The 26,752-nt window shown below is 53.4% G+C and carries 28 protein-coding genes and 1 tRNA gene; 14 read left to right on the forward strand and 15 right to left on the reverse strand.

Going from position 1 to position 26,752, the window contains the following annotated elements; all coding sequences use genetic code 11:
- Nucleotides 1–7 precede the first annotated feature (7 nt).
- Nucleotides 8–169 carry a hypothetical protein gene (locus OES20_04720; protein MDH3633991.1) on the reverse strand — a complete coding sequence of 54 codons (162 nt, stop codon included), beginning with the start codon at nucleotides 167–169 and terminating at the stop codon, nucleotides 8–10.
- Between the two features lie 352 nt (nucleotides 170–521).
- Between OES20_04720 and OES20_04725 the strand changes: the two genes are divergently transcribed.
- From OES20_04725 to OES20_04735, 3 genes are read left to right on the forward strand one after another with little or no spacing between them, the layout of a single operon-like run.
- A complete protein-coding gene (locus OES20_04725; protein ID MDH3633992.1) occupies nucleotides 522–1,847 on the forward strand; it encodes a glutamine synthetase family protein in 1,326 nt (441 codons plus the stop codon).
- A gap of 28 nt (nucleotides 1,848–1,875) precedes the next feature.
- Nucleotides 1,876–3,246: an aspartate aminotransferase family protein gene (locus OES20_04730; protein ID MDH3633993.1), complete on the forward strand. Its 1,371-nt coding sequence runs from the start codon at nucleotides 1,876–1,878 to the stop codon at nucleotides 3,244–3,246.
- A 10-nt stretch (nucleotides 3,247–3,256) separates the two neighbouring features.
- Nucleotides 3,257–4,567 carry an FAD-binding oxidoreductase gene (locus tag OES20_04735; GenBank protein ID MDH3633994.1) on the forward strand — a complete coding sequence of 437 codons (1,311 nt, stop codon included), beginning with the start codon at nucleotides 3,257–3,259 and terminating at the stop codon, nucleotides 4,565–4,567.
- On the opposite strand, the gene OES20_04740 is transcribed toward OES20_04735, so the two are convergent.
- From OES20_04740 to glnK, 3 genes are all read right to left on the reverse strand, one after another.
- The gene (locus OES20_04740; GenBank protein MDH3633995.1) at nucleotides 4,564–4,833 is read right to left on the reverse strand and encodes a YcgL domain-containing protein; all 270 of its coding nucleotides are present in this window, start codon (nucleotides 4,831–4,833) and stop codon (nucleotides 4,564–4,566) included. The genes OES20_04735 and OES20_04740 overlap by 4 nt on opposite strands.
- Before the next feature lie 99 nt (nucleotides 4,834–4,932).
- Nucleotides 4,933–6,186 carry an ammonium transporter gene (locus OES20_04745; GenBank protein ID MDH3633996.1) on the reverse strand — a complete coding sequence of 418 codons (1,254 nt, stop codon included), beginning with the start codon at nucleotides 6,184–6,186 and terminating at the stop codon, nucleotides 4,933–4,935.
- Between the two features lie 9 nt (nucleotides 6,187–6,195).
- Entirely contained in the window at nucleotides 6,196–6,534 is a 339-nt protein-coding gene (gene glnK, locus OES20_04750; protein MDH3633997.1) for a P-II family nitrogen regulator, read from the reverse strand.
- 143 nt (nucleotides 6,535–6,677) lie between these two features.
- Here glnK and OES20_04755 point away from each other — a divergent pair, with 143 nt between their 5' ends.
- Nucleotides 6,678–6,923: an accessory factor UbiK family protein gene (locus tag OES20_04755; protein MDH3633998.1), complete on the forward strand. Its 246-nt coding sequence runs from the start codon at nucleotides 6,678–6,680 to the stop codon at nucleotides 6,921–6,923.
- 28 nt (nucleotides 6,924–6,951) lie between these two features.
- On the opposite strand, the gene OES20_04760 is transcribed toward OES20_04755, so the two are convergent.
- Nucleotides 6,952–7,164 (reverse strand): DUF2892 domain-containing protein, encoded by a 213-nt coding sequence (locus OES20_04760; GenBank protein ID MDH3633999.1) that lies wholly within the window; start codon nucleotides 7,162–7,164, stop codon nucleotides 6,952–6,954.
- A 67-nt stretch (nucleotides 7,165–7,231) separates the two neighbouring features.
- On the reverse strand, nucleotides 7,232–7,915 hold the full coding sequence (locus tag OES20_04765; protein ID MDH3634000.1) for a hypothetical protein: 684 nt from the start codon (nucleotides 7,913–7,915) through the stop codon (nucleotides 7,232–7,234).
- 262 nt (nucleotides 7,916–8,177) lie between these two features.
- Between OES20_04765 and OES20_04770 the strand changes: the two genes are divergently transcribed.
- Nucleotides 8,178–9,683: a YifB family Mg chelatase-like AAA ATPase gene (locus OES20_04770; protein MDH3634001.1), complete on the forward strand. Its 1,506-nt coding sequence runs from the start codon at nucleotides 8,178–8,180 to the stop codon at nucleotides 9,681–9,683.
- 55 nt (nucleotides 9,684–9,738) lie between these two features.
- On the opposite strand, the gene OES20_04775 is transcribed toward OES20_04770, so the two are convergent.
- Nucleotides 9,739–10,212 carry a c-type cytochrome gene (locus OES20_04775; protein MDH3634002.1) on the reverse strand — a complete coding sequence of 158 codons (474 nt, stop codon included), beginning with the start codon at nucleotides 10,210–10,212 and terminating at the stop codon, nucleotides 9,739–9,741.
- Between the two features lie 155 nt (nucleotides 10,213–10,367).
- Here OES20_04775 and OES20_04780 point away from each other — a divergent pair.
- Nucleotides 10,368–10,444, forward strand: a tRNA-Arg gene (locus tag OES20_04780).
- A gap of 286 nt (nucleotides 10,445–10,730) precedes the next feature.
- Nucleotides 10,731–12,170, forward strand: coding sequence for a PLP-dependent aminotransferase family protein (locus tag OES20_04785; GenBank protein MDH3634003.1), 1,440 nt, complete (start codon nucleotides 10,731–10,733; stop codon nucleotides 12,168–12,170).
- Here OES20_04785 and OES20_04790 read toward each other — a convergent pair.
- Nucleotides 12,167–14,026, reverse strand: coding sequence for an ATP-binding cassette domain-containing protein (locus OES20_04790; protein ID MDH3634004.1), 1,860 nt, complete (start codon nucleotides 14,024–14,026; stop codon nucleotides 12,167–12,169). The two genes, OES20_04785 and OES20_04790, sit on opposite strands and share 4 nt — an antisense overlap.
- A gap of 115 nt (nucleotides 14,027–14,141) precedes the next feature.
- On the opposite strand from OES20_04790, the gene OES20_04795 reads away from it, so the two are divergent.
- Nucleotides 14,142–14,858: a DUF3581 domain-containing protein gene (locus OES20_04795; GenBank protein MDH3634005.1), complete on the forward strand. Its 717-nt coding sequence runs from the start codon at nucleotides 14,142–14,144 to the stop codon at nucleotides 14,856–14,858.
- Here OES20_04795 and OES20_04800 read toward each other — a convergent pair.
- Genes OES20_04800 through glyQ form a run of 5 tightly spaced genes read right to left on the reverse strand, consistent with a single transcriptional unit; the run spans nucleotide 14,852 to nucleotide 19,847 of the window.
- On the reverse strand, nucleotides 14,852–15,487 hold the full coding sequence (locus OES20_04800) for a hypothetical protein (protein MDH3634006.1): 636 nt from the start codon (nucleotides 15,485–15,487) through the stop codon (nucleotides 14,852–14,854). The genes OES20_04795 and OES20_04800 overlap by 7 nt on opposite strands.
- A 36-nt stretch (nucleotides 15,488–15,523) precedes the next feature.
- Nucleotides 15,524–16,285, reverse strand: a complete 762-nt coding sequence (locus OES20_04805) for a 1-acyl-sn-glycerol-3-phosphate acyltransferase (GenBank protein MDH3634007.1) — start codon at nucleotides 16,283–16,285, stop codon at nucleotides 15,524–15,526.
- Between the two features lie 9 nt (nucleotides 16,286–16,294).
- Nucleotides 16,295–16,828, reverse strand: coding sequence for a D-glycero-beta-D-manno-heptose 1,7-bisphosphate 7-phosphatase (gmhB, locus tag OES20_04810; GenBank protein ID MDH3634008.1), 534 nt, complete (start codon nucleotides 16,826–16,828; stop codon nucleotides 16,295–16,297).
- Between the two features lie 36 nt (nucleotides 16,829–16,864).
- The gene (gene glyS, locus OES20_04815; protein ID MDH3634009.1) at nucleotides 16,865–18,931 is read right to left on the reverse strand and encodes a glycine--tRNA ligase subunit beta; all 2,067 of its coding nucleotides are present in this window, start codon (nucleotides 18,929–18,931) and stop codon (nucleotides 16,865–16,867) included.
- Nucleotides 18,924–19,847: a glycine--tRNA ligase subunit alpha gene (glyQ, locus tag OES20_04820; GenBank protein MDH3634010.1), complete on the reverse strand. Its 924-nt coding sequence runs from the start codon at nucleotides 19,845–19,847 to the stop codon at nucleotides 18,924–18,926. Before glyQ ends, glyS begins: the two co-directional genes overlap by 8 nt.
- 105 nt (nucleotides 19,848–19,952) lie before the next feature.
- Here glyQ and OES20_04825 point away from each other — a divergent pair, with 105 nt between their 5' ends.
- The 6 genes from OES20_04825 (at nucleotide 19,953) to OES20_04850 (ending at nucleotide 24,988) form a co-directional block, all read left to right on the forward strand.
- Nucleotides 19,953–20,474 carry a hypothetical protein gene (locus OES20_04825; GenBank protein ID MDH3634011.1) on the forward strand — a complete coding sequence of 174 codons (522 nt, stop codon included), beginning with the start codon at nucleotides 19,953–19,955 and terminating at the stop codon, nucleotides 20,472–20,474.
- Nucleotides 20,471–21,808 carry a UDP-N-acetylmuramate:L-alanyl-gamma-D-glutamyl-meso-diaminopimelate ligase gene (mpl, locus tag OES20_04830; GenBank protein ID MDH3634012.1) on the forward strand — a complete coding sequence of 446 codons (1,338 nt, stop codon included), beginning with the start codon at nucleotides 20,471–20,473 and terminating at the stop codon, nucleotides 21,806–21,808. The genes OES20_04825 and mpl overlap by 4 nt, the downstream gene beginning before the upstream one ends.
- Before the next feature lie 9 nt (nucleotides 21,809–21,817).
- Nucleotides 21,818–23,128, forward strand: a complete 1,311-nt coding sequence (locus tag OES20_04835) for a serine/threonine-protein kinase (protein ID MDH3634013.1) — start codon at nucleotides 21,818–21,820, stop codon at nucleotides 23,126–23,128.
- A complete protein-coding gene (locus OES20_04840; protein MDH3634014.1) occupies nucleotides 23,125–23,730 on the forward strand; it encodes a UbiX family flavin prenyltransferase in 606 nt (201 codons plus the stop codon). The genes OES20_04835 and OES20_04840 overlap by 4 nt, the downstream gene beginning before the upstream one ends.
- Before the next feature lie 25 nt (nucleotides 23,731–23,755).
- A complete protein-coding gene (locus tag OES20_04845; GenBank protein MDH3634015.1) occupies nucleotides 23,756–24,343 on the forward strand; it encodes an LON peptidase substrate-binding domain-containing protein in 588 nt (195 codons plus the stop codon).
- An 81-nt stretch (nucleotides 24,344–24,424) separates the two neighbouring features.
- The gene (locus OES20_04850) at nucleotides 24,425–24,988 is read left to right on the forward strand and encodes a chalcone isomerase family protein (GenBank protein MDH3634016.1); all 564 of its coding nucleotides are present in this window, start codon (nucleotides 24,425–24,427) and stop codon (nucleotides 24,986–24,988) included.
- 3 nt (nucleotides 24,989–24,991) lie between these two features.
- Here OES20_04850 and hemL read toward each other — a convergent pair whose 3' ends face one another.
- Nucleotides 24,992–26,272 (reverse strand): glutamate-1-semialdehyde 2,1-aminomutase, encoded by a 1,281-nt coding sequence (gene hemL / locus OES20_04855; GenBank protein MDH3634017.1) that lies wholly within the window; start codon nucleotides 26,270–26,272, stop codon nucleotides 24,992–24,994.
- Nucleotides 26,273–26,316: 44 nt separating this feature from the next.
- Nucleotides 26,317–26,752 (reverse strand): MFS transporter (locus OES20_04860; protein MDH3634018.1); only part of this gene is annotated, 436 nt, incomplete at its 5' end.

Raw genomic sequence — 26,752 nt, forward strand, 5'->3', positions numbered from 1 at the left:
TGACAGGCTAATCATCTTTCGGGCCAAGAAACATGTCCCATAACCATGCTGCCACCAGGTAAACCAGCATCAGGCCCAGTGGAAGATAGTAGGTCTCGATTTCCGTTAGCGCCGCGTGAACGGGTTTATCGTCAAAATCAATCCTGACGAATATCTGCAAGCCGAGCAACTTTAAACCGATTAAAGCGACCAGGATAAAAACACAGATCTTGACCCAGGTTGTAATTAGGCTCCTGGTCCCGATCCCTGGCGACGGCCTCCGTTTGTGATCAGAATCTTCTCGCACAATATTAAAACTATCTCGGTGACTTTGGTTTCCATTATCCCTCATTAACGGAGGCAGTTTACTTAATTCGCAAGCAAAACTAAGTAAACCGTCACCGCCTAGAACAACAATTTGACTTTGCATATTTTTGTGATCACAATTGCCCGGTTTACCGATTTTCAACTATTCTTGATTGCTATCGACTGCTGACTGGCGCCTGTCACCAGGCTCCATCGTTGCAACCGCGTGACCCTAAATGAAAGACTGGATCGAGCAACACCAGATTACCGAAGTGGAATGTATCGTGCCCGATCTGGCAGGCGCCGCACGCGGCAAGATCATGCCGGCGTCGAAATTCACCGACACCACGACGCTGCGCATGCCCCAGTCCATCTTCATGCAATCGGTTACCGGTGATTACCCTGATATCACGGATGAAATTAATCCACTCGACGTTGATATGGTATTGCATCCCGATCCGTACACGATCCGCTTGCTGCCCTGGGCCAGGGAACCATCGGCCCAGGTGATACACGACTGTTTCGACATGGAAGGCAATCCGATCTCCTTTTCTCCGCGCCAGGTATTGCGCAATGTACTGGAGATTTATCGCGCCGAGGGCTGGAAGCCGGTGGTCGCGCCAGAACTGGAATTTTACTTGCTGCAGCCAAACCTCGATCCCAAGAATCCGCTGTTACCGCCGGTGGGACGCACCGGTCGGGCCGAGCGCAGCGGGCAATCGTTCAACATCGATGCGGTCAACGACTTCGACCCGATGTTTGATGACATGTATGACTTTTGCGAGGGACAGGGGCTTGAAATCGATACGCTGATTCACGAGGAAGGCATGGGCCAGATGGAAATCAACCTGCTGCACGGCGATCCACTGGAACTCGCCGACCAGGCCTTCCTGTTCAAGCGTACCGTGCGCGAATCCGCGCTGCGCCATGATTTGTATGCCACCTTCATGGCCAAACCGATGGAGGCGCAACCCGGCAGCGCGATGCATATACATCAAAGCGTCGAGGATATCGAATCGGGCGAAAATATTTTCTCGACGCCGGAAGGCATGCCCAACGATTTGCTGCTGAGCCACATCGCCGGGCTGCAGCGCTATCTGCCGGAGGCGATGGCGCTGATGTCCCCCTACGTTAACTCCTATCGGCGCATCGTACGGGAGATGTCGGCACCGATCAATTTTCACTGGGGCTACGACAACCGCACCACGGGATTTCGCATCCCCGAAAACAACCCGAAGTCGATGCGCGTCGAAAACCGTATCGCATCCGCCGACGTTAATCCCTACCTGGCAATTGCGACGTCGCTTGCCTGTGGTCTCATCGGCATGAAGCAGGGATTAAAACCAACCGAAGCGCTCACCGGCAGCGCCTACGAACAACCGATGCAACTCTCGAGGCACTGGTACGATTCGCTGCAGCGCCTTGCCGATTGCAGGGAATTGCGCGACGTGCTCAGTGACGCTTTCATCGATGTCTATGTTGGCGTCAAAGAGGTCGAATTCGATAACTTTCTTAATGTCATCAGCCCCTGGGAACGGGAGCATCTACTGTTAAAAGTCTGAGGTGAATACTATGAGTCAGGCAACCGCAATGAAAACCAGTAACACCGAAAAATGGCAGGCCCAGGATGGCGCCCATCACCTGCACCCGTTTACCAACCCGAACGACCTGCTGCAGAAGCCGCCGCGCATTATCGAATCGGCCAAGGGCATTTACCTGACCGATTCGGACGGTAACCAGCTGCTCGATATGATGGCGGGCCTGTGGTGCGTCAACATGGGTTATGGCCGGCAGGAGCTGATCGACGCAGCACATCAGCAGATCCAGCAACTGCCCTATTACAATGCATTCTTTAAAACCTCGACGCCCCCGGCGGCGGAACTCTCGGCATTGCTTGCGGACGTTACCCCGACGCATCTGAATCATGCTTTTTTTACCAGTTCCGGTTCGGAAGCTAACGATACCGTGCTGCGCCTCGTGTGGCGCTACTGGGAAGCCATGGGCAAGCCCGAAAAACGGGTCGTCATCAGTCGCAAGAACGCCTATCACGGCAGCACCATTGCCGGCTCGAGCCTTGGCGGTATGGAAGAGATGCATAAACAGGGCGGGATCATTCCCGACATCGTGCACGTCGAGCAGCCCAACTGGTTTGCGAAACGTTGCGAACTCGGCAAGGATATAGATCGAGAGGAATTTGGTCGCCAGGTGGCACAATCGCTTGCCGACAAGATCGAGGAACTCGGGGTCGACAAGGTCGCCGCCTTCATTGCCGAGCCCATCCAGGGCGCTGGCGGCGTTATCGTGCCACCCGACAGTTACTGGCCCGAAGTCAAAAAAATCTGCGCACAATACGACATCCTGCTGGTCGCCGATGAAGTCATTTGTGGTTTCGGTCGCACCGGTGAATGGTTCGGCTCCAATTACTACGATTTGAAGCCCGACCTGATGCCCATTGCCAAGGGCCTGTCCTCAGGCTACCTGCCAATCGGCGGCGTCATGGTTGCCGATCGCGTCATGGATGTCCTGATCAACAAGGGCGGCGAGTTCAACCATGGCTACACCTACTCGGGTCACCCCGTCTGTGCCGCGGTCGCAATCGCCAACATAAAACTGATGCAGCGCGAGAATATTGTACAAATCGTGCATGATGCTACTGCGCCCTACCTGCAGCAACGTTGGCGCGAGCTCGCCGACCATCCCCTCGTGGGAGAGGTGCGCGGCGTGGGCATGTTAGGCGCACTCGAACTGGTCAAGGACAAGGAAAACTTTGTCCGCTTTGACAAGGACCAGGGTGTTGGCACAATCTGCCGGGATTTTTGTTTCGAGAATAACCTGGTGATGCGTGCAGTCGGCGACGCCATGATTATTTCGCCACCACTGATCGTGCAGCTGGCGGAAATCGATATTTTCATCGAACGCGCCTGGCAGTGTCTCGACCTGACCCAGAAAGCGATTGCCTGAATGCGGCGATATGGCCTTTAAGCTGGTCCAGGATCGCAGCGACACCGCAGACTACCCAAACTCCTACTATCAGGCGAGTCAAAACCGGGTTCTCGAGCTGACACCACTAGACGGTTCCCGCCGGGCTGACGTCTGCGTGGTGGGTGGCGGCTATACCGGCCTCTCATCCGCGTTACACCTTGCCGAGCGGGGCTATGACGTGGTGCTGCTGGAAGCACGTCAGCCGGGCTGGGGCGCTTCCGGACGTAACGGTGGTCAACTCTGCAGCGGCCAACGCAAGGATCAGATCACGCTCACTAAAATGGTTGGCGCCGACGCGGCACGACAGTTCTGGGAGCTGGCCGAGGCCGCCAAGGATCTGGCTAAAAAAATAATTGCCGACCATCGCATCGACTGTGATTTGAAACCCGGGATTGCGCATCCAGACCATAGATCCGGGTACGCGAAGGAATCTGAAGCCTATGTCGACTTCCTGCGGCGCCAGTATGACTACGATCAAGTCGAATACCTCGAGCGCGATGCGATGGCTGAGCTGGTTGGCAGCGACAGCTACTACGGTGGTAGCCTCGACATGGGTGCCGGGCATTTACACCCGCTCAATTATGCGCTGGGTCTCGCCGATGCCGCACTGGCTGCCGGTGCCAAACTGTATCGATCGACGATTGTAGAAAGCTACCAGGAAGGCAGCCCTAACCGCATTATGACCAATCACGGCGTGGTCGAGGCGGACAGCATCGTACTCGCCTGTAACGGTTACCTCGGGAAACTCGAGCAGCGCCTTGCCGGCAGGATCATGCCGATCAATAACTTTGTCATCGCGACCGAGCCGCTTGGCGAATCACTGCTCAAACGGATTAATCCACGCGATGTTGCCATCGCCGATTCACGTTTCGTCGTCAATTACTATCGGCTCTCGGCCGACAAGCGCATGCTGTTCGGTGGCGGTGAAAACTACCGTCAGAACTTCCCGGCCGATATCGCAAACTTTGTACGCAAACCTATGCTGGAGATCTACCCGGAGCTCGTCGATTGCCGCATCGACTACGCCTGGGGCGGCGCCCTCGCGGTGACGCTGAATCGAATGCCGCATTTCGGTCGACTGGGCCAACACAACATCTATTATGCACAGGGCTATTCCGGCCAGGGTGTCGCAATGGCAACACTGGCGGGCCAACTAATTGCCGATGCCATCGCCGGTGAGGCCGAAAGTTTTGATTTATTTGGCACGATCCCGACTCGTGCTTTCCCGGGAGGCGATTTGCTGCGCTGGCCGGGACTGGTGCTCGGCATGAGTTACTACGCGCTCAGGGATCGTTTCTAGTTCATCGCCTTCATCGCGAGCATTTGCTCGACCAGGATATCATCCTGCAACTGCAGGTGATAACCCTGCTGCGTGAGATTCTCAAGCACCTCGGCGGCATCTTCCTTGGCGAGTTTTCTTTCCTGGGTCAAATCAAAACTGAAGCTGAATTCGGGTGGGCCAAAGACGCGCAGTAACTCCTGTGGAATTATCGAAAAATCGTCCTTATCGAGCAGGTAAAGGTAAGTATCAAGCTTGAGGTTACTGCGGTAAATATGACACAACATGACGGACATTGAATGATCGATTGGCCATATGTTATCACACAAAAGACGGGGTCGGCAGAACGCCGACCCCGTTTTCTCCAACTAGACTATCGTGCCGAATTAAACCGTCGTGGCGGAAGCGGTGAATTCCGGATAGGCTTCCATTCCGCATTCGGCGAGGTCGACACCTTCGTACTCTTCTTCCTCGCTGACGCGTATTCCCATGATCATCTTGATCACTAACCAGGTCACGAAACTGGCGACGAAAACCCAGATGAAAATGGTCAATGCCCCGATAATTTGACCGGAAAAGCTGGCACCGTCATTGGTCACTGGCACCAGTAGCAGGCCAAGCAGGCCGACCACGCCATGCACCGAGATCGCACCCACCGGATCATCGATCTTGAGCTTGTCCATGACCACGATACTGAAGACAACCAGTACACCGCCGATGGCACCAAACAATGTGGCCAGCAGTGGCGTTGGCGTCGACGGTTCCGCGGTGATCGCCACGAGTCCCGCCAGTGCACCGTTTAATGCCATCGTCAGATCGGCCTTGCCGAACATGAGACGCGCCACGATCATAGAGGCGATCAAGCCGCCTGCCGCCGCCGCGTTGGTATTCATGAAGACGACGGCGACCGCGTTAGCGTTTTCAACCGACGACGTCGCCAGCACGGAACCGCCGTTAAACCCGAACCATCCCAACCAGAGGATGAAGGTGCCGAGCGTCGCCAGCGGCAGGTTGGCGCCCGGAATCGCTTTAATCTGCCCCTGTTTACCGTACTTGCCTTTACGTGCTCCCAACAGTATCACTCCCGCCAGGGCCGCGGCGGCACCCGCCATGTGTACGATGCCGGAGCCGGCGAAGTCAGAGAAGCCAAGGTCACCAAGGGTATACATACCGAAGACGGACTGCCCACCCCAGGTCCAGCTGCCTTCCATGGGATATATCACGCCGGTCATAACAACCGCGAACAGCAGGAATGCCCAGAGCTTCATGCGTTCGGCGACGGCGCCGGAGACGATTGACATCGCGGTCGCGACGAACACGACCTGGAAGTAAAAGTCGGCGGCTGGCGCATAGGTCGCAGGTTCTTCTGCACCGGCAACACCATCACCAAGAATGCCCGACAGGAACATCGTGAATTCCCCACCGCCGTACATGATCGAGTAACCACAAACCATGTACATCGTGCAAGCAACCGCGAACAATGCGACGTTCTTGGTCAGGATCTCGGTCGTGTTCTTGGAGCGCACTAGGCCAGCCTCGAGCATCGCGAAACCGGCGGCCATCCACATGACCAAAGCACCACAGACAAGAAAATAAAATGTATCGAGTGCATACTGTAACTCAAAAATCTGGTTTTCCATGTTGTCCTCCTAAAGCGCTGCCGGACCAGATTCACCCGTACGAATACGAACAACCTGTTCAAGTGTCGTTATAAAAATCTTGCCGTCGCCGATCTTGCCGGTGTTGGCGCTACTGGAAATTGCTTCAATTGCCTGGTCAACCAGATCATCATCGATGGCGACTTCGAGTTTTACCTTGGGTAAAAAGTCGACCACGTATTCCGCGCCCCGATAGAGTTCGGTGTGCCCCTTTTGGCGCCCGAATCCCTTGACTTCCGAGACGGTCAAACCCTGCACCCCGATTTCGCCAAGTGCCTGGCGAACATCATCGAGCTTGAACGGCTTGATGATCGCTGTAATGATTTTCATAAGTTATCTCCGCGCAAAAACAGGGCTCGATTTTGGAGACTCTGGGAAAACACGCAAATTCTGGTTAGAATCGGGGCTTAACAACCCTAAATTGCACCATCTCGATGCAAATTTAGAATTTATTGCACTATATTGGGGCATATATGATTGATAACCAATCCATTAACCGACTGTCGGAGAAGATCAACGAGTTACTGCCGCCGGGATTACAGCAGGTGAAAACCGACTTTGATGCGCGCCTGAAAAGTCTGCTGCAGCAGCAACTGGCTAACTTTGAAATGGTGAGTCGGGAAGAGTTCGATCTCCAGGCTCGCGTGCTGGCACGCACCCGGGAAAAGCTGGAGGCGGTCGAGTCCCGCTTGAAGGAACTCGAGAAAACGCCGGAATAATTCGCGGGGCCAGCTACGGCCCCTGGGCCTACTGCCTGCTATCCTTGGTGCCAGTGTTAATGCCTAACAGATCGTAGGGCGGGCACCAGCCGGTTACCACGGTGGCAATCAATAAAACACCAGCCACCAACGCGATGATGCCGAGGGTTCCTTCCAAAAGACCAAGCGGCCAGGCTGCAATTGCCGCAATTCCGATAATAGCGCGAATGGTCCGGTCCGCGGTTCCCATATTCGGTTTCATGATTCTCTCCCGTACCTGGTAAAGATAACGACTGCGAGGGAAATCCCCGCAGCCGCCCTACTATAACCTAGTTTGCAGGTTCGACGGTTGCGTTATCGGCAGTCGGAACCGGGGCGAAGTAACCGCCCATGTTCATCATGTTAAACATCGGCTGCATCGATTGCGGATTCATCATCCAGTTAACGCGCGGCGTATACCAGCTGGGATCAGCGAGTGACGTAATCGGCTGGTAAAACGCCGGGTTCGCCATCGCGTTCATCCAGCGCGTGTAATAAGCGGGATCAGCCATCTGCATCATCGGCTGGTACATCGCTGGATTCATCGGCGCCATCATCCATGACATGTACATATTGGGATTCATGAAATATCCCATGGCACGGCTCATTTTATTGAAATCGGTCATACCGTTCATCCAGGTGTCCCACATGACCGGTTCGGTGGCGCACTTGGTCATAACGTGAATCGTGCGCGGATCGTTAACCACGGCCATCAGCTTCATGAACTTGGCCGGATCCGCCATGGTCTCCGCCATCACCTCCATATCGGTGAATGCTTTCAGCTGGGGCCTAATCGCGTCAAACTCGGATGCGTCCGTCGCTACACACTGTCCGTAATATTGCTTGGCAAGCTCGAACTTGTGTTCAGAGGCGTTTGCCTGGTCCTGGCTAGCGACAGATACCGAACTAACCGCGGTAAAACCTAATACCACTATAGTTGCCGTTACTGCGGCAATCTGATTTCTTAAACTCATAGTTATTAACCCTCAAGTTATCCTCAAAAATGGTATTTACATTATATAATTATTGTCTAATATACTAATATTCCATCGGGGATAGACCTCCGACGCATTCGGGTAAGTCGGTAAAACCTTCGTCTACAACTGATTCCCAGGTCGCCTAATGGGTTGGGGCGACCGAAGGTAATTCCATGATAAACTGCACTCGATGACGCGGGATGCGTCCAGCAGATAGCTTCTACAAGGTCTGCATCATTATTTGAGAAAGGATTCTGACATGTCACTGACCCAGCTTAAAACTCGCGCCCAACTGGGCATGCAGGCACCCGAAGTTCGCGTCGAGGTGCACATTTCCAATGGCCTGCCGACTTTTACCGTGGTCGGACTCCCCGAGACCGCAGTGCGCGAGGCGCGCGACCGGGTGCGTTCGGCGATTCTCAACTCCCGTTTCGAATTTCCAGCCCGACGCATAACCGTCAACCTCGCGCCCGCCGACCTGCCGAAGGAAGGCGGTCGATACGACCTGGCGATTGCGCTCGGAATCCTGGCAGCTTCAGAACAGATCAATACGACTGCACTGACAAACACCGCGTGTTTTGGTGAACTGGCATTGAGTGGCGAGTGCTGTCCGATCAAGGGCTTGCTGCCGGCGTTGATCGCAAGTAAAAAAGCCGGGCAATCCGTGATCATTCCGACAAAAAATTGTCCCGAGGCGGCCCTGTTACGCGATTTACCGATACAGCTTGCAACCTCGCTGTCCGAAATTTGCAGCAGCCTGAATGGCGGCGGAACCTTGTCCCGGGTTGATCCCTTGCAACCCTCAAGGCCTTGTTGTGAGAGCCTTGATCTAGCCGATGTTTACGGTCAGCACAGGGGCAAGCGAGCGCTCGAAATTGCGGCTACCGGTGGTCACCATATGCTGATGATGGGACCACCGGGAACCGGTAAAAGTATGCTGGCGCAACGTTTGAATACGATTCTGCCGCCCATGAGTGAAGATGAAGCGATGGCCAGCGCGACGATACGTTCGGTTTGCCAGCTGCCGGTAAACCCGGATAACTGGCTGCAGCGACCATTCCAGTCCCCGCACCACACCGTTTCCGGCATCGCCCTGGTGGGCGGTGGCAGAAATCCGCGACCCGGCGAGATCTCGCTGGCCCATAATGGTGTATTGTTTCTCGACGAGTTGGCCGAGTTTGATCGCCGTGCAATCGAGGTCCTACGTGAACCGCTCGAAACCGGGCGCATACATATTTCGCGCGCCTCCGGAAAGGCTGATTTCCCGGCACAATTTCAGCTCATCGCGGCGATGAATCCCTGCCCCGGGGGCTGTGATTCGATTCAGGTCTGTGACTGTTCGCCGGAGCAATTGAATCGATATCGAAATAAACTATCTGCGCCATTGCTGGATCGTATCGACATCCAGATCGAACTGGCCCGGATCGAGCACCGACAACTGATTGTCGAGCAACAAAAAACGGTAGAAACCAGCAGCGAAATTCGGGAACGCGTCGCGGTGGCCCGCGACCTTCAGTTGGCACGCCAGGGATGCATCAATGCCCACCTCGGAAACCAGGAACTCATCAGGGTGTGTCGTCTCGGCCGCAAGCCTGAACGAATCCTGATCACCGCTATCGATAAGTTACGTCTGAGTACCCGGAGTTATCACAAACTCCTCAAGCTGGCGCGAACCATCGCCGACCTGGCCGCTGCAGAACAAATCTCCGAATCACATATCGCCGAAGCGATTTCCTATCGCAGGCAAGATAAGCGCCACCTATAAAAAAGCGGAGACCTGCTCCGCTTTATTGATCACTGCTTACGGGGAGGATCCGATGTTACTTCGATTCGGCCAGGATATACTCGATGGTGGCACGGATCTGGTCATCGCTGAACTGCGACCCGCCGCGTGGGGGCATCGCCCCGATTCCATTGATCGCCGAGGAAATCATTGCATCGAGACCCTTGCCAAGGCGGGTTTTCCACGCCGCCGCGTCACCGATTTTAGGTGCACCCGCCGCACCGGTTGAATGACATGCGAGGCAAGCACTCTGGTAGAGTTGATCGGGTGATTTATCCGCCGCATTTCCTGTCGCTGACGCAACGGTCATACTCGAACGCATCTTTTCGAGGGAAACAACTGGCTGCAGGCGCATTGTCATGTCTTCCACGGTATCTGCCGGTTTTACCACCACCTCTTCATCACTGTGTTGCCCAATCACAACCTCTCCGATAAAAACTGCGAGCAGCAACAAACCTCCGAGGACGGTTATATTACGAGGCGAAAAAGTTTCGACTTGAGCTTCACTCACGGGTTGTCTCCAGGAAAAGGACGGGTTCAGAAACGCTGGGCATTATCGTCCAAAAGCAGGCAATTCGCAAAAATTATTTGGCGATCCTGTCTAAACAGTGCACCTATGGTTTACAATCACGGCCCAGCCCTGACAGGGTTCTCAGGAAATTCGATGCGCTCGTAGCTCAGATGGATAGAGTGTTGGCCTCCGAAGCCAAAGGTCGTGGGTTCGATTCCCGCCGAGCGCGCCATTTTTCCCCGTCAATGCGGGCCTGGCTGTTTTCAGCTTGGGCGTTACGAAACGGCTTAATTATTTATCGCGCCTATGCGAGCGCAGTAGTTCAAAATGCAAAAAAAACCCACCCTTATAAGGGTGGGTCAAATATCAGTCAAAACCTGAGGAGGAGGAGGGGGTTTTAACTTATTCACCGGCTCTGCATTTCCGCCGCACCGGCAATGATGCAATACTATCGACGAAACTGTTACAATAACAGTTACAGTTTTTTTAAAATTCTTACAATACAGTTGGCCACTAACATGACAGTTTCGCGCCCTGAAACCTACAAATACGACCAGGTATCGCGCTATATCAGCGAATTGATCGAGAAAGGAGAACTCAAACCCGGCGATAAAGTGCCATCGCTGCGCAAGCTCAGCAAGCAGCTCGGGGTCAGTATAGCGACGGTAACCCAGTCCTATGTCAACCTCGAGGACCAGGGCGTGTTAACCGCGAAACCGCAATCCGGATTCTACGTCAACAACCTCGACGACCAGATAAACGATATCGCCAAATCGACCACAACCGGGCGCCAGGCGCGTCGGGTGCGTTTCGGTGAACTTTTCGAAGAAGTGTTTCGTAACGCGAACGATCCTCGCATAACCCCGTTTGGTACCTCGAATCCGTCGATGGATTTCATGCCGGTCAAATCGCTGACCCGGGCCACGCGCAGCATCGTCAGCCGTTACCCTCAAAAAAGCATGGACTACCTGTTTCCGCCCGGAGATCGCAAACTACGCGAACAGATTGCACAGCAATACGCGCATACCCACACCCGTATCAGCGCAGACGATGTCATTATCACTTCGGGTGCGACCGAAGCCCTGTCCATCAGTCTGCGTACCGTGGCGAAGCGAGGTGACATCATCGCCGTCGAATCCCCCACTTACTTTGCCGTTCTTCGCATGATCGAGCAGATGGGAATGCTGGCGGTTGAAATAGAAACCGATCCCGTTACCGGGTTGAACCTGGAAGCGCTCGAAGAAGCCTTTGACACCATGGATATAAAAGCGGTTATGGCATCTCCGAATACCAACAATCCTTTGGGTTGCCAGATGCCGGAAGAAAACAAACGTGCGCTGGTTAACCTGCTGGCCGAACGCAATATCCCCTTAATCGAGGATGACGTCTACGGCAGCGTCTATTTCGGCGACAAACCGCCCCGCCCCGCCAAGTCCTACGACCTCAACAACATCGTTTTGAGCTGTTCATCCTTTTCCAAAACCCTGGCGCCGGGTCATCGAGTCGGCTGGGTTATTGCGGGTCGCTATTACAAGAAATTTCTACAGTATAAACAAGCCTGGTCTTCGGCCACGTCATCGATCAACCAGCTCGCTTTAGCCGAGTTCCTGAGCAGTGGGCAATACGACCGGCACCTGGTACGCCTGCGGTTGGCGATGCGCGAACAGGTCGAGCGCGGTCGATTCATGATTGCCAAGAACTTTCCCGAAGGCACGTGCGTTTCGCACCCTCACGGTGGCAACGTACTCTGGGTGGAAATGCCCCAGGGTTGTGACAGTATCGATATTTTCAATCGCGCACTAGAGCACAATATCGCGATAACCCCGGGAATTCTGTTTTCGGCAACCCGAGGTTTCCGCAATCATCTGCGCATCAACTGCGGTTCTCCGTGGAATGAAGCCAACGAAAATGCGCTCAAGACCCTCGGGCAGATTGTCTGTAAATGTCGTAGCGGCTAGTTCGCCCGCTGCTCGATCGACTCGCTCAACTGCAGCCATTCCTCTTCCGCCTGGGCCAGCAGTTTGCTGTTTTCGGCCTGTGCCGTCAGGTTCGCATTTAAGCTTTCGCGATTTTCCGCATCATATATCGTGCTGTCACCGAGCTCCTGCTCAAGGCTTTCTTTAACGGCGCATAGCCGGGCAATATTTTTTTCTATCCGGTTCAGCTGGTTCAACTGCGCCTTGTGCTGACGACGAGCCCGCTGGGGATTCCTGGTAGCCGTAACAGGTGCAACCTGGCCGCGTGACTTGCGCTGTGCCAGCCACGACGGGTAGTGATCGAGGTCCTGCTCGAAGTGCTGCAGCATGCCATCATCCACTAGCCAGAGGTCATCGCAAACACTGCGCAACAGGTGGCGATCATGCGACACCAAAATGACGCTGCCTTCAAAACCCTGTAATGCCTGGTTCAGTGCCAGGCGCATTTCCAGATCCAGGTGATTAGTTGGCTCGTCCAGTAGCAGTAAGTTGGGGCAGCGCCAGATCAACAAGGCCAGAACCAGCCTGGCTTTCTGGCCGCCAGAGAAGGTTTTTACGGCCTGCAGAACCTTATCACCCCGAAAATTGAATCCCCCGAGGTAAGACCTGATTTCACGCTCGCTCAATTTAGAGTCTAGCCGTTGCATCGTCAACAGTGCATGTGCTTCGAGGTCGAGCTGCTCAACCTGGTGTTGCGCAAAATAACCAACCTGCAAATCTTTTGCACGGGTAACGGTTCCTTCGAAGGGCTGCAGTTCGTTTGCCAGCAGCTTTATAAATGTGGACTTGCCGGCACCGTTTAAACCCAGCAGCCCAATACGCTCGCCGGGAATCAGTGAAAACTCGATATTCCGAAGCACGGTTTTATCGGCATAACCGGTTGCTACCCGATCCAGCTTGAGTAGCGAAGTTGGCATTGCCCTGGGCTCTCTAAACTCGAAATGAAAGGGTGAATCGATATGCGCGGGTGCGATAATTTGCATTTTTTCCAGCGCCTTGATTCGACTTTGAGCCTGTCGGGCCTTGGTTGCCTTGGCGCGAAAACGTTCGATGTAGCGCTGCATGTGCGCGATGCTCTGCTGCTGCTTTTGATGGGCGGCCTGCTGCTGCGCCAGACGCTCGGCCCGCTGTATTTCAAAAGCAGAGTAATTGCCACGATACAGCTTGATATGCTGATTCTCGATATGGGCCACGACATTAACGACAGCATCGAGAAAGTCACGGTCGTGCGAAATCAGTAGCAACGTCCCGGGGTATCGTTTCAACCATTGCTCGAGCCATATCACCGCGTCCAGGTCGAGGTGGTTTGTGGGTTCGTCCAGCAACAGCAGGTCCGAACGACACATCAGCGCTCGCGCCAGGTTGAGCCGCATGATCCAGCCACCGGAGAAACTGTTGAGCGGTCGCTGATGATCGGCCTCACCAAAACCGAGACCGGCCATTAAGCGTGCCGCACGACTGGTAGCCTGGTAGCCGTCAATTTCCTGCAGGCGTTCATGACAGCCTGCAATCATGGAAGCATCCGCCTCGATCTCGGCCTGTGCGAGCCGGGTCTCGATTTGTCTTAACTCCTGGTCACCATCAATGACATACTCAAGCGCGATGCGTGAACTCAAATGAGTCTCTTGCTCAACCGCTGCGACTGACCACTCCTGTGGCATAAAAAATTGTCCCTGGTCGGCTGACAATTCACCACTGATCAGTGCAAACAACGATGATTTGCCGCATCCATTCGCACCGGTAATGCCCACCTTCTGGCCCGGGTAAACTTTGAGGTCGACCGCCTCGAACAACAGCGTGGTTGAACGCCGCAGCGATAGATCCGAGAAATTAAGCACTATCGAGTCTCTTGATGTCCAATTGATCGCGCACGTCGACCACGATTACTTCCGATTTACAAAATAGGGTAAGATACCACCCTGGGCTGCAGGAAGTTAACCCGAGATAACAAAAATGAACCTAGAAAAATACTATACCCTGGACGGCTCCAGACTCTCGTTTACCCGACAACAGGCAAGCGATTTTGCAAAATCGGTCGCCGGTGACTTTAATCCGATACACGATGTCGATTCCAAACGGTTTTGCGTACCCGGTGATTTGCTGTTCTCGATTATCGTACATCACTACGGATTGCGCCAAATCATGGGCATTTCGTTCTCGGGCATGGTAGGTGATGACATCACGCTAATCCTGCCCGAGGTAAACACCCGTGAAATATCGATTTACGATGAGCATGATAAAAAATATCTCGGTGTTTCCACCAATGGAGAACAAAGCCTTGATGAAGGCCTCATCGAATCTCTAACGGCCAGCTATGTCAGGTTTTCAGGCGAAACCTTTCCGCACGTGCTGGTGCCACTGATGAAAGAAAACAATGTCATGATTAATACCGAACGACCGCTGGTCATCTATGACCACATGAGAATTTCGCTGGACCGGCTCGACATCGATTCGGTTAACCTCTCACTGAGCGAAAGCATTTTCAGGCTCTATGGCAAACGTGGCGATGTTGCCCTTAACTACGACTTGAGTTGTAACGGAGAAGTAGTGGGTAAAGGCCAGAAGAAAATGGTACTGAGTGGTTTACGGGAATACGACCAGGCCAGTATTGATGAACTGATCGCAACTTACAACGCACGCAAAAACCATTATACCCACACCGATCAGTAACGGCGCACAAAGGTCAGATAACCCCCGGCCTGCCCCCCTGACTGCAAAACAATCCGAATGAAGGCTGTCGGCTCGGTGTAATAATCGAAGCGGATACCGTGACTTACCGGCTCGTCGTTTTCAAAAACGGCGGTACCGTTGTCGTCGCTGATGTCGCCATCGATGTTATGATAGGCAGCAAACGGACTCACCCCGAAGTTTGCAAAACGAATATTGAGGTCGATCTGAACACTGGTTTCATCCCAGTCTATGTCGGCAGGATCATCGTCATCATTGTCGTCACCGGTGTTGTAGCTGTAATTGAATAACCCGTATAGCGATACACTTTTGCTGATGCTTATTTCCTGTCGCAGATAAATCTGGAGATACTCAGCGTCAAATTTTCGGTTATTGGCACTGCCATCGCCAACCACTCGCATGCTGATATATCCGATGCCAACGCCAACGGCTAACCCAGTCTCTGTTTTTTCCTCAACCTGGATGCTGATACCGTCGATCTGCGCTTCGCGCAGTCCGTCATCGAATTCCCAGTCAGAATCGACGTTTGCAAGTTCCGCGGCAACGCCAGTCCAGTCAGCGTGGGCGAGTCCGGTAAATAGGGAAAGCACTACCAGGAACTTGATTCGCATCAGCAACAACCTACGCTCCTTGTAATTCGCCGGTCACTATAAAACACCAATTCGGCGCAACTGATCCGCGTCACTTATTCTTTCGCACTCTGTCGTAATCCAGGCTTCTACTTCGTTTATGATGTCATCCGGTTTCTTGTTTTCCGGTGCAATAGGTTTACCGATGACGACATGGATGGTGCCCGGCCATTTAATCCAGCTGTGTCGTGGCCAGAATTCTCCCGCGTTGTGTGCTATTGGCAGCACTGAATACCCGGTTCTCTGGGAAACAATGGCGCCACCGAGTTTGAACGGTTTCTTCTGCCTGGGTAATACGCGCGTACCCTCGGGAAACAGCATCAGGATCCGTCCCCGGTCCATGTGATACTGGCTTTCCTTGATCAACTGATTGATTGCCTTGCGGCCGGTGCCCCGATTCAGCGCTATCGCATCCATCGCTTTCAAAGCCCAGCCGAAAAAAGGAATCCAGGTCAATTCGCGCTTGACCACCCAGACGAGTGGCCTGAAAAAGCTTTGTATAGCGATTGTTTCCCAGGTAGAGCCGTGTTTGCTCATCACGATAAATCCATGATCGGGAATATTCTCAAGGCCTTCTACGGAACAATTCAGGCCGCAAATGACACGTAAACACCACAACGTGTAAGCAATCCAGAATCTGACTATACCGATACGAAAACTGAGCGGCATAAAAAAGGCAAGCGAAACGATGCTCGCGCAAATCAGCAGGACCGGCAGGAAAGTAATCCAGAATAAAGTCGAGCGCAGGACCAGCCAAAATTTGTATAGCGGATTCGGCACCTTTTAAATCTACCTGCGGCGCAGGGTATTTCGAACGAAGTGAGCCAGGTCATCGTAAACCGGCACATCGAGAGCTTCGGGATAGTTCTGCATGACGTACTCCCCCTTACCTGTTCGCACCAGCACCGGTTTCGCATTCGCCATTTTGGCCGCCCGAATATCACTGATATCGTCACCCACCAGCGGCGTTTGCGATAAATCGATTTCGAACTGCTGGGCAATCTGGAACAGTAATCCGGGCTTAGGTTTACGGCAAATGCAATTCGCTTCCGGTCCGTGCGGGCAATAGAAGATGCCGTCGACGCTGGCGCCCCGGGCTTCCAGCAGGCGCTGCATCTTGGCGTATGTTTGCGCCAGTTCATCTTCCGTATAAAGGCCGCGAGAAATACCCGAGTGGTTGGACGCGATCGCGACCAGATAACCCGCCTTCTTCAGTCTCTTGATAGCCTCGATACTGCCCGAAATCGGATCCCAGCCATCAACGGTGGTTACATCATCATCCGCCACGTGGTTGATGACGCCATCTCTGTCCAGGATTACCATTTTAGCCAATCGAATCTCCTCTCCGACAAAGGATTCTCAGGACTTTATCCGCGAGAAGTCAGCAACCAGGCGGAAACTTTGCAACAGTTGATCGAGTAGTGCAAGCCGGTTGTTTTTTAACGCTGTATCTTCAACCATAACCATGACATCGTCAAAAAACGTATCAACAGCCGGTCTGAGTTCGGCAAGCTGCTCCAGTCCCTGCAGGTAGGCCCCCTGGGAAACCTGTTTTGCGACTGCGTCCCTGAGCGCCTGGAGCTGCTTGAAAAGCTGTTGCTCGGCACTCTCCTGCAACAGATCTGCATCGACCTCGAGCTCGGTATGTTCCTGCTTTTTGAGAATGTTACTAATGCGTTTGTTGGCCGCGGCCAGTGCCGATGCCGCTTCGTGACTTTGGAATTCCTGTACCGCCCTGATGCGTAAATCGCAATCGTAAAGCATGCCGGGTCGATTATAGGCAACAGCATCGACGACATCGAAACCAATATTCTGTTCCTGATAATAGGCTCGTTGACGATCAAACACGTATTCGATGACTTCTCCAATCGCCGCTTTCGCATCTATTTGCCTGGCATAACCGTCGGCCGCAACCTGGCACAGATCGACCAGGTCCAGGTTCAATTTGTTTTCGACGATAATACGCAGCACGCCAAGTGCGGCTCGACGCAACGCAAACGGATCCTTATCGCCACCGGGTTTTTGACCAATCGCAAAAATCCCGATCAGACTATCGAGACGATCAGCGAGTGCAACTGCCTGTGCAATGGGAGCCTGTGGTACCCGGTCACCCGCATGTCGAGGCCAGTAATGCTGCTCTATTGCCTCACACACCGACTGTTCTTCCTGCTGATACTGGGCATAGTAGCGCCCCATCACACCCTGTAGCCTGGGAAACTCGCCCACCATATCGCTCATCAGGTCGGCCTTGCAAAGGTCCGCAGCGCGACGCACCAGGTCCTGGTCTGCTCCGGAGAAACTGGCAATGTACTTGGCCAGTCGGATAATCCGGTTGGTCTTGTCTGCGACGCTACCCAGTTTTTCCTGGAATATAACCGTATCTAGACGAATTCGCATCACGTCCAGCCCCTGTTTCTGATCCTGTGCGAAGAAGAATCCGGCATCGGCAAAGCGTGGGCGAATGACACGTTCATTGCCACTGGCTACCACTTCGGGTTTACGGCTATCGACGTTGGCGATTGCAATAAAATGTGGCAGCAACTCACCATTGCCGTCGAACAGCGCAAAATACTTCTGGTTTTCCTGCATCGTTGTCACCAGCACTTCTACCGGTAGCTTCAGAAATTCGACATCAAACTCGCCACAGACTGAAACCGGGTACTCGACCAGAGCGGTAACCTCGTCCAGCAATGCGTTATCAATGTTTGCTACCCCATCAAGTCGCGCTGCGGCCTGCTCGACCAGATCACGGATGGTGTCACGACGCCGTTCGAAACTGGCGATGACCAGACCCTGTGAAAGCAATACCTGTTCATAGTCAGCCGCACAGGTTATTTCCAGGGGTTCGGGAGCGTGGAAACGATGCCCGAAACTATGGTTACCGGAGTGCAGGCCAAAGATCTCGGCATCGACGAACTCGCTCCCAATCATCATCAACAGCCATTTAACCGGTCGTACAAAAACCTCGCTGCGTTCTCCCCAGCGCATGCGTTTTGGAATCGGCAGACTGGTCAGCGCGCTTGTTACCAGTTCGGGTAGCAATTCCATAAGGCTGCTACCGGCCTGGTTCTCGGAAAAATACAGCCAGCTGCCCTTTTCAGTTTTGCGTTGCTCAAGCTTTTCAATATCAACACCGCAAGATGCAGCGAACCCAAGCGCCGCGCGCGATGGTTTGCCGTCAGCGTCAAAAGCCGCGTCAAGCGCCGGGCCGCGTTTTTCTATCAGCTGTTCAGCCTGCTGCAGCGGTGTATCCCTTAACAGCATTGCCAGACGTCGCGGGGTTGCAAATACTTCAACAGAACCCGGCGCCAGGCCATCGTCGGTCAGGGCCTGCACTACCAGGGCGGAAAGATTCTGCGCCAGCGACTGCAGCGCCCGTGGCGGTAATTCCTCGGTCCCGATTTCGATCAGGCAATCGCTATTCATCGACCGGGTCCTTTTGAATCAGTGGGAATCCAAGCGCTTCACGCGAGTCGTAATAGCATTCAGCCACGCTGCGGGACAGACCGCGCACCCTCAGAATAAAACGTTGCCGCTCGGTTACCGAGATCGCGTGCCGGGCATCCAGCAGATTAAATGTATGCGATGCTTTCATGACCTGCTCGTAGGCGGGCAGTGGAAGTTTTTTCTCGACCAGTAGTTGGCATTGTGATTCACATACATCGAACCAGTGAAACAGTGCATCCGTATCGGCCAGTTCGAAATTATAGTGCGATTGCTCAACTTCGTTTTGACGATAGATATCACCATAGGTCACGACGCCCTGAGGTCCACGACCCCAGACCAGGTCAAAAATACTGTCGACACCCTGCAGGTACATTGCCAGGCGCTCGATACCGTAGGTGATTTCACCGGAAACCGGGTGACATTCGAGACCACCGACCTGCTGGAAATAGGTAAACTGACTGACTTCCATGCCGTTCAGCCAGACCTCCCAGCCAAGGCCCCAGGCACCGAGTGTTGGCGACTCCCAGTCGTCCTCGACGAAGCGAATATCATGCACCAGCGTATCGAACCCGAGCGCAACCAGGGAGCCAAGATAAAGATCCTGGAAATTGTCGGGTGATGGTTTTAACAATACCTGGAACTGAAAATAATACTGTAACCGGTTGGGATTTTCGCCGTAGCGTCCGTCGCTGGGTCGTCGACTTGGTTGCACGTAAGCAGCACGCCAGGGTTCCGGACCGATCGCGCGAATAAAGGTTGCAGGGTGAAAGGTACCGGCACCGACCTCCATATCGAGCGGCTGCATGATGACGCAGCCTTGCTCGGACCAATAATTCTGCAAGGTCTGGATCAAGCCCTGGAAGCTACTCAAATCGGTTGCTGGCAACTCGCTCATTTAAATCATGGATCAAAAGTGCATGATTATAGCTAACTGGCGTTTTTTACTCATTCATTTTCCTGCCTTATTGTGTTGTGTTTGTAAGCGACTATGATAGCGCACATGCAGAACATCATTGGCCAATGGCTGGCTAGCCTGAAACATTACATATTGATGTGCCTGCTGCTTTCAAGCCCGGAACGCCTGCCCTACAATCTTTATTGTGTCGCGCTTACCGCGATCAGTTATTTCATGATCGGACTGCTGCTGGTCGATGAGCAACGCAGCTATTCGGTCGTATGCGCACAGATTTTACTGGAACTCGGGATGCTGGGCCTGATCGCCTACTGGGGACTGCGCTGGAAAAAGGCTCTCGAACGATTGCTGCAAACTTTCTCGGCCCTACTCGGGGTCAACATGATTATCACCGCGGTCACGATTCCCGTTTATCGCGCCGTAACGCAAAACGGAACCGATGTTGATAGCCTGCTGATCTACGTCACCCTGGCAATTCTTATCTGGAACCTGGCGGTTTTGTCCCTGATCTTTAAGCGTGCTTTTACGATCTCGACCCATCTTTCAGCTATGATATCTTTTAATTACTTCGTGCTTTATCAATTCATCGTTATCTGGTTTTCCTGGTGAAGGTTTATATTCTTGGAATTTGCGGCACCTTTATGGCCGGCATAGCTCAACTGGCGCGTGAGCTCGAGTATGACGTCGCCGGTTCTGATGCAAACGTTTATCCACCGATGAGTACCCAGCTGGAACAGGCCGGGATCGAACTGCACCATGGCTTCGATGCCGGGCGGCTACCCGGGGATTGCGACATGTTCATCATCGGTAACTCGATTACGCGTGGTAATCCCCAGTTTGAAGCCATACTCGAGCGTGGTTTACGCTACACGTCGGGTCCGCAGTGGCTTTATGAAGCAGTTCTGCAGCAGCGCTGGGTGCTGGCGGTTGCCGGCACTCATGGCAAGACCACGGCCAGCAGCATGCTCGCCTGGATACTCGAAGATGCCGGACTCGATCCCGGCTACCTGATCGGTGGCATCTGCCAGAACTTTTCGCAATCAGCCAGGCTCGGCAGCGATCCATTCTTCGTGATCGAGGCAGATGAATATGACTCGGCACTTTTCGATAAACGCTCAAAATTCATTCACTACCACCCGCGCACGTTGATTTTGAACAACCTCGAGTACGATCATGCCGATATCTTTGAAGACCTGGCAGCAATCAAGCGACAGTTTCATCACCTCGTGCGTACGCTACCCGCGAGCGCACTGGTCATTGTTAACCAGGATGATGAAGCGCTGCGGGAGGTAATGGAGATGGGGTGCTGGAGCCAGCAGACGAATTTCTCTGTAGTTGATCGAAACGCCGATTTCTTTCTCGATGCGCAAAGCAGGCTGCATCACGGTGACAACAGTTACCGTCTGCGATTGTCACAATCCGGGCAGTTCAACGCGTTGAATGCCGGCGCCGCGATTATCGCCGCCCACCATGCCGGCGTGGCGATCGAGACTTCGCTGGAATCCATGCGCAAATTCGTTGGTGTCAAGCGTCGCCAGGAAGTGATTGCACAAATAAACGGTGTAACCATTGTCGATGATTTTGCCCATCACCCGACCGCAATCGCGTTGACTCTGGATGCCTTGAAAGGAAGCACTGCCGGTCGCCTGATTGCGGTGCTGGATATTCGTTCCAACACGATGAAGATGGGCGTACACGGAACCGGGCTTGGACGGTCATTGGCTGCCGCCGACCTTGTTTTAGTTTGCGAAAATCCCGATTTAGACTGGGATATCGCGGAAATTGCAGAATCTGCCGCTACAATAGTAGAGATAAAAACCGATTCACAACAGGTGATCGATTACCTGTCGCAAAATTGTGAGCCGGGAGACCAGGTCGTTATCATGAGCAATGGCGGTTTTGAGAATATTCATCGCCGTCTTATTGAGGCGCTGCAGAACTAGAAATCGGGTATGTCCGAGAAATCACAAAGACCAACCAAAATCGCCAAGTACGAAATCAAACGTCGCATCGGCCGGGGTTCGATGGGTGTTGTCTATGAAGCTTTCGATCCTTTCGTGCAGCGTACCGTTGCGATCAAGGTTGCCCATTCGGCCAGTGACATGGATACCGCTACCAGGCAAAAATTGCGCGAAGGTTTTTTTGCCGAAGTCTATAGCGCCGGACGCATGCACCATCCGTCGGTTATCAGCGTATATGATGCCGGACAGGAGAATGATCTCAACTATATCGTGATGGAATTCGTCGACGGGATGACGCTGCAGGAATACGTCACAGGAGACAGGGTACTGACCCCGAACCAGGTTGTCGATGTCATCTATCAATGCGCCAAGGGTCTCGATTACGTGCATCGCGAGGGCATCATCCATCGCGACCTGAAACCCGGCAACATCATGCTCAGCAATGATGGCCAGGTCAAAATAATGGATTTCAGTATCGCGCACGTCGATGTCGGTTTTGAAGGTCATGACACCGAAGTACAGGGATCGCCGATGTACATGCCTCCCGAGCAACTGTCCGAAGAAAAACGACTGGTGGCACAATCGGACATCTATTCACTGGGTGCCGTGATGTATGCGTTGTTAGCCAAAAAGGCCCCTTACAAGGCTGGCAGCCTGGAGTCCCTGATTTACAAAATCAGTAACCTCGATCCCGAACCGATCATGGAATTGAATCCCGAGGTACCCCAACACATCGCCGAAATTGTCGAGAAGGCGATGCAAAAAATCATTTACGATCGCCATGAAACAGCCTATCTGCTCGCCACCGAACTGAGCAATGCTTTTGGGCGGTTGCGCGGAGTTGGCGAACGCATCGATATGCAGGAAAAATGGAAGACGTTGCGATACCTCGCCTTTTTCAAGGATTTCAGTGATGATCAGATTACCGAGGTTGTCAATGCCAGCGAATGGACCGACTTCAAAAAAGGCGAGGTCATCGTGACCGAGGGAGAACAGGAAACGGCCTTTTTCATCATTGCCAAGGGTGGCGTCGAGGTGGTCAAGAATGACAAGGTCGTCGGCTTGATGAAACAGGGTGATTGTTTCGGTGAAATCGCTTTCCTGACACGACAGCCTCGCAATGCCACCATCGTCGCGCGTACCGATGTTTCATTGATGAGAGTGAGTGCTTCGTTAATGGAACAGGCATCCATCGAAACACAGTTGCGTTACTACCGCATCTTCCTGGAAAATCTGATCGCGCGTCTTTCCCAGGCAACTGATAAACTGGTCGAGGCTGAAATCACAATTACCGACCCATGATCCCTAAAGTGGTTACTTTGGCGATGACCGGAGCATCCGGCGCCGAATATACATTACGATTGTTTGAATGTTGCCTGCAGAAAAATATACAGGTGCAATTTATCACCTCGCAGCCTGGGCAGATCGTACTGGGCATGGAGACCGAATTGAAGCTGAGTGGTTCTCCTCAAAAGATGCAGCAAAAGCTCGCTGACTATTTCAACGCCGATCCCGCATTGATCAGCGTTTACTCAAAGGATCAGTGGACGGCACCGCCAGCCAGCGGCTCCTCGGTTGCTGATGCGATGGTCGTCTGTCCATGCAGTATGGGTAGCCTTGCATCGATTGCGGTCGGCAGCAGCGAAAACCTGATTCATCGTGCAGCCGATGTCGCTATCAAGGAACGACGGACCTTGATCCTGGTACCGCGCGAAACACCTTTTTCCAGCATTCACCTCGAAAACATGCTTAAACTGTCTCGCCTCGGAGTCGTTATTTTGCCGCCCAACCCGGGCTTTTACCATGGTGCAAAATCCGTCGCCGAACTGGTTGATTTTATTGTCGCTCGCATACTCGACCAGCTCGGTATCGATAATGACCTGTCCCCGCGCTGGGGTAACTAAACCGGCAACAAAGCGATGACGCAACATGGCTGAGATCCCACTGTTCCCCCTGACAACCGTCCTGTTGCCGGGAAATACGCTGGAACTTAAAATTTTTGAAACCCGATACCTCGACATGATCGCAAGCTGCATGCGCGAGAACAATCCCTTCGGCGTGGTACTGATTCACAACGGGGATGAAACCGTTATCAATGCAGAAATTTATTCGGTTGGCACGACTGCGATTATCAGCGACTGGGAAAATCGCGCCGACGGCCTGCTCGGAATTACCGCCCTGGGTGTCGAGCGTTTTGAAATACTATCCACCCATACTCAGCAGGACGGCCTGACAATGGCGGAAGTCGCGATACTGGATGAAGACAGCATGCCAGAAATGCCCGAGCAGTTTGCCTACATGCTCGAGCTGCTGAATCATGTCAGTGCACACGAGGGTCGAATTCGCGATGATGACCAGAGCTTTTGTTCGATTCTTTACCAGCTGATTTATCAGCTACCGCTGGAAGCGGCGTTGAAACAGCGCCTGCTGGAAATTCCGGACTGCAATGACCGTGCGGTCATTCTGCACGCCGAGCTCATAAGGCTCGGCGTAATCCAATACATCAAGCCCGAATAGGCTTATTCACCAGCGCCGGGTTCCAATTCATGGCAGGCGGGCATAAACTGCCTGGGGATCAGTTCCTTGGAGATCGCTGTGATGAAAAAATTTCTAGTTGCAACCTGCCTTTGTTTATTTAGCGCGTTAACTACTGCTGCAGAGCTCTCCGGAGTTTTCATCGACGACGAAATCGTTTCTGACGATGGCCAGACCCTCGTCCTCAACGGGATGGGCTTGCGCGAAAAATTATGGGTCGACGTGTACGTGGGTTCTCTCTACCTGCCGAAAAAGTCTCGCGATGTTGGTGAAATCCTGTCAAGACCGGGGCCCTGGCGCGTGCAGCTTGATTTCGTCTACAAGGAGGTGGCTCGTGAGAAATTGCTCGAGGCATGGCGTGAAGGCTTCGAGAAAAATCAAAGCCCTGAAACTCTGAAACAGCTACAGACGCAAATCGATCAATTCTATGCATACTTCGACACCAGCGCGCTTAAAAAGGATCGCTACGTAATCGATTACCTGCCGTCACAGGGAATTCGGATCAGCAAAAACCAGCAACAGCTGGGTTTGATACCGGGCGAGGATTTCAAGAATGCAGTGCTCGAAATATGGCTTGGTAATTACCCTGCTTCCAAGAAACTGAAAAAAGGCATGCTCGGCCTTTAGGTTTCAAAGCTCGGCAAAGGTGGACGCGGCGGCTTCCACGGTCTGTTCGATTTCCGCGGCCCCGTGCATCGCGCTGACGAAACCTGCTTCGTAAGCTGACGGGGCCAGGTAAACACCACGCTCCAGCATGCCATGAAAGAACTTTACGAACCGATCAATATCGCAGTCACTCACCTGGCTAAATCGCGTGACCTGCGGCTGGTCGGTAAAAAACAGACCGAACATCGCACCCGCCTGGTTGGCACACATGGCGATACCATTGGCATCCGCCGCTGCCAGAATTCCATGTACGAGCTGCTCGGTTCGCAAGGTTAGATCTTCGAAAAACCCGGGCCGGGAAATGATTTCGAGATTCTTTAGTCCAGCCGCCATCGCGACCGGGTTGCCCGACAGGGTACCCGCCTGGTAGACGGGACCCAACGGTGCTATCTGTTGCATAATTTCCCGTTTACCACCAAAGGCACCGACTGGCATCCCGCCGCCGATAACTTTACCCAGCGTGGTCAGGTCGGGAGCAATATCGTAGCGCGCCTGTGCGCCCCCGAGCCCGACCCGGAATCCGGTCATGACTTCATCGAATATCAGCACGCTCGAAGATCGGTCACAACACTCGCGCAGTGTTTGCAAGAAGCCGTCGGCTGGCAGGACACAGTTCATATTGCCGGCAATGGGTTCGACAATAACGCAGGCAATTTCGGCGCCAGTCTCGCTAAAGGCATGCTCAACCTGCTCGCTATTGTTGTATTCGAGTGTAATTGTGTGGTCTGCAAGTACCGCTGGAACACCGGGTGAACTCGGCACCCCGAGCGTCAGCGCACCCGAACCGGCCTTGATCAGCAGGGAGTCGGCATGCCCGTGGTAACAGCCTTCGAACTTGATGATCTTGTCGCGCCCGGTAAAACCGCGCGCAAGCCGAATCGCGCTCATTGTTGCTTCCGTACCAGAACAGGTCATGCGCACCAGGTCGATGCTCGGCATCAATTCACAAATGCGCTGCGCCAGCTCTACCTCGAGCGGTGACGGTGCGCCAAAGCTCAGTCCTTTCTGCACGGTCTCGGTAACCGCAGCGATGATTTCAGGATGCGCATGACCGCATATCATCGGACCCCAGGATCCGACATAGTCAATATAACGGCTACCGTCGACGTCAACCAGGTAAGCGCCCTCGGCGCGGTCTATGAATGGCGGTGTCCCTCCGACTGCGGCAAATGCGCGAACGGGTGAATTCACCCCTCCGGGGATAACTTCGACAGCCTGTTCAAACAGTTTTTCAGAATTGGTCATGATTCTATGAATGAAACGAATGGATTCTCACATCATACAATAAACTACGGGGATCGATCCTGGATTTCAAACCGCCGTGCGGCGACCACAATTAGCAACAGTACCGGGAGACCGAGAATCGCGGTGATCAGGAAGAAGTCAGGATAACCGACCGCATCGACGATGGATCCCGAGTAACCTCCCAGCACCTTTGGTATCAAGGTCATCAGCGAGCTGAAGATCGCGAACTGCATAGCGGTAAAGGATATGTTGGTCAGACTCGACAGAAATGCGACGAAAGCGGCGCTCGCGATTCCCGCCGACAGGTTATCCGCCGAAATGATGACGTAAAGCCAGAACATATCGTAGCCAATGCTTGCCAGCAGCATGAACAACAGGTTGGTCGCCGCTGACAGCACCGCCCCTAAAAACAATATGCGCATTACGCCGAAACGCAGCGCGAGCAAACCCCCGAGAAAGCCGCCGGCGATCGTCATCAAT

It is taken from the genome of Gammaproteobacteria bacterium (assembly GCA_029862005.1).
Taxonomy (GTDB): Bacteria; Pseudomonadota; Gammaproteobacteria.

Coding starts and splice junctions, on each gene's coding strand:
- OES20_04850 (MDH3634016.1), top strand. CDS start 24,425: ATGAAAAAATTTCTAGTTGCAACCTGCCTTTGTTTATTTAGCGCGTTA.
- OES20_04730 (MDH3633993.1), top strand. CDS start 1,876: ATGAAAACCAGTAACACCGAAAAATGGCAGGCCCAGGATGGCGCCCAT.
- glyQ (MDH3634010.1), bottom strand. CDS start 19,847: ATGAGCGAGTTGCCAGCAACCGATTTGAGTAGCTTCCAGGGCTTGATC.
- hemL (MDH3634017.1), bottom strand. CDS start 26,272: ATGACCAATTCTGAAAAACTGTTTGAACAGGCTGTCGAAGTTATCCCC.
- OES20_04740 (MDH3633995.1), bottom strand. CDS start 4,833: ATGTTGTGTCATATTTACCGCAGTAACCTCAAGCTTGATACTTACCTT.
- OES20_04785 (MDH3634003.1), top strand. CDS start 10,731: ATGACAGTTTCGCGCCCTGAAACCTACAAATACGACCAGGTATCGCGC.
- glyS (MDH3634009.1), bottom strand. CDS start 18,931: ATGAATAGCGATTGCCTGATCGAAATCGGGACCGAGGAATTACCGCCA.
- OES20_04765 (MDH3634000.1), bottom strand. CDS start 7,915: ATGAGTTTAAGAAATCAGATTGCCGCAGTAACGGCAACTATAGTGGTA.
- OES20_04745 (MDH3633996.1), bottom strand. CDS start 6,186: ATGGAAAACCAGATTTTTGAGTTACAGTATGCACTCGATACATTTTAT.
- OES20_04800 (MDH3634006.1), bottom strand. CDS start 15,487: ATGCGAATCAAGTTCCTGGTAGTGCTTTCCCTATTTACCGGACTCGCC.
- OES20_04760 (MDH3633999.1), bottom strand. CDS start 7,164: ATGAAACCGAATATGGGAACCGCGGACCGGACCATTCGCGCTATTATC.
- OES20_04845 (MDH3634015.1), top strand. CDS start 23,756: ATGGCTGAGATCCCACTGTTCCCCCTGACAACCGTCCTGTTGCCGGGA.
- OES20_04795 (MDH3634005.1), top strand. CDS start 14,142: ATGAACCTAGAAAAATACTATACCCTGGACGGCTCCAGACTCTCGTTT.
- OES20_04835 (MDH3634013.1), top strand. CDS start 21,818: ATGTCCGAGAAATCACAAAGACCAACCAAAATCGCCAAGTACGAAATC.
- OES20_04725 (MDH3633992.1), top strand. CDS start 522: ATGAAAGACTGGATCGAGCAACACCAGATTACCGAAGTGGAATGTATC.
- OES20_04840 (MDH3634014.1), top strand. CDS start 23,125: ATGATCCCTAAAGTGGTTACTTTGGCGATGACCGGAGCATCCGGCGCC.
- gmhB (MDH3634008.1), bottom strand. CDS start 16,828: ATGGTAATCCTGGACAGAGATGGCGTCATCAACCACGTGGCGGATGAT.
- OES20_04770 (MDH3634001.1), top strand. CDS start 8,178: ATGTCACTGACCCAGCTTAAAACTCGCGCCCAACTGGGCATGCAGGCA.
- OES20_04755 (MDH3633998.1), top strand. CDS start 6,678: ATGATTGATAACCAATCCATTAACCGACTGTCGGAGAAGATCAACGAG.
- OES20_04735 (MDH3633994.1), top strand. CDS start 3,257: ATGGCCTTTAAGCTGGTCCAGGATCGCAGCGACACCGCAGACTACCCA.
- OES20_04825 (MDH3634011.1), top strand. CDS start 19,953: ATGCAGAACATCATTGGCCAATGGCTGGCTAGCCTGAAACATTACATA.
- glnK (MDH3633997.1), bottom strand. CDS start 6,534: ATGAAAATCATTACAGCGATCATCAAGCCGTTCAAGCTCGATGATGTT.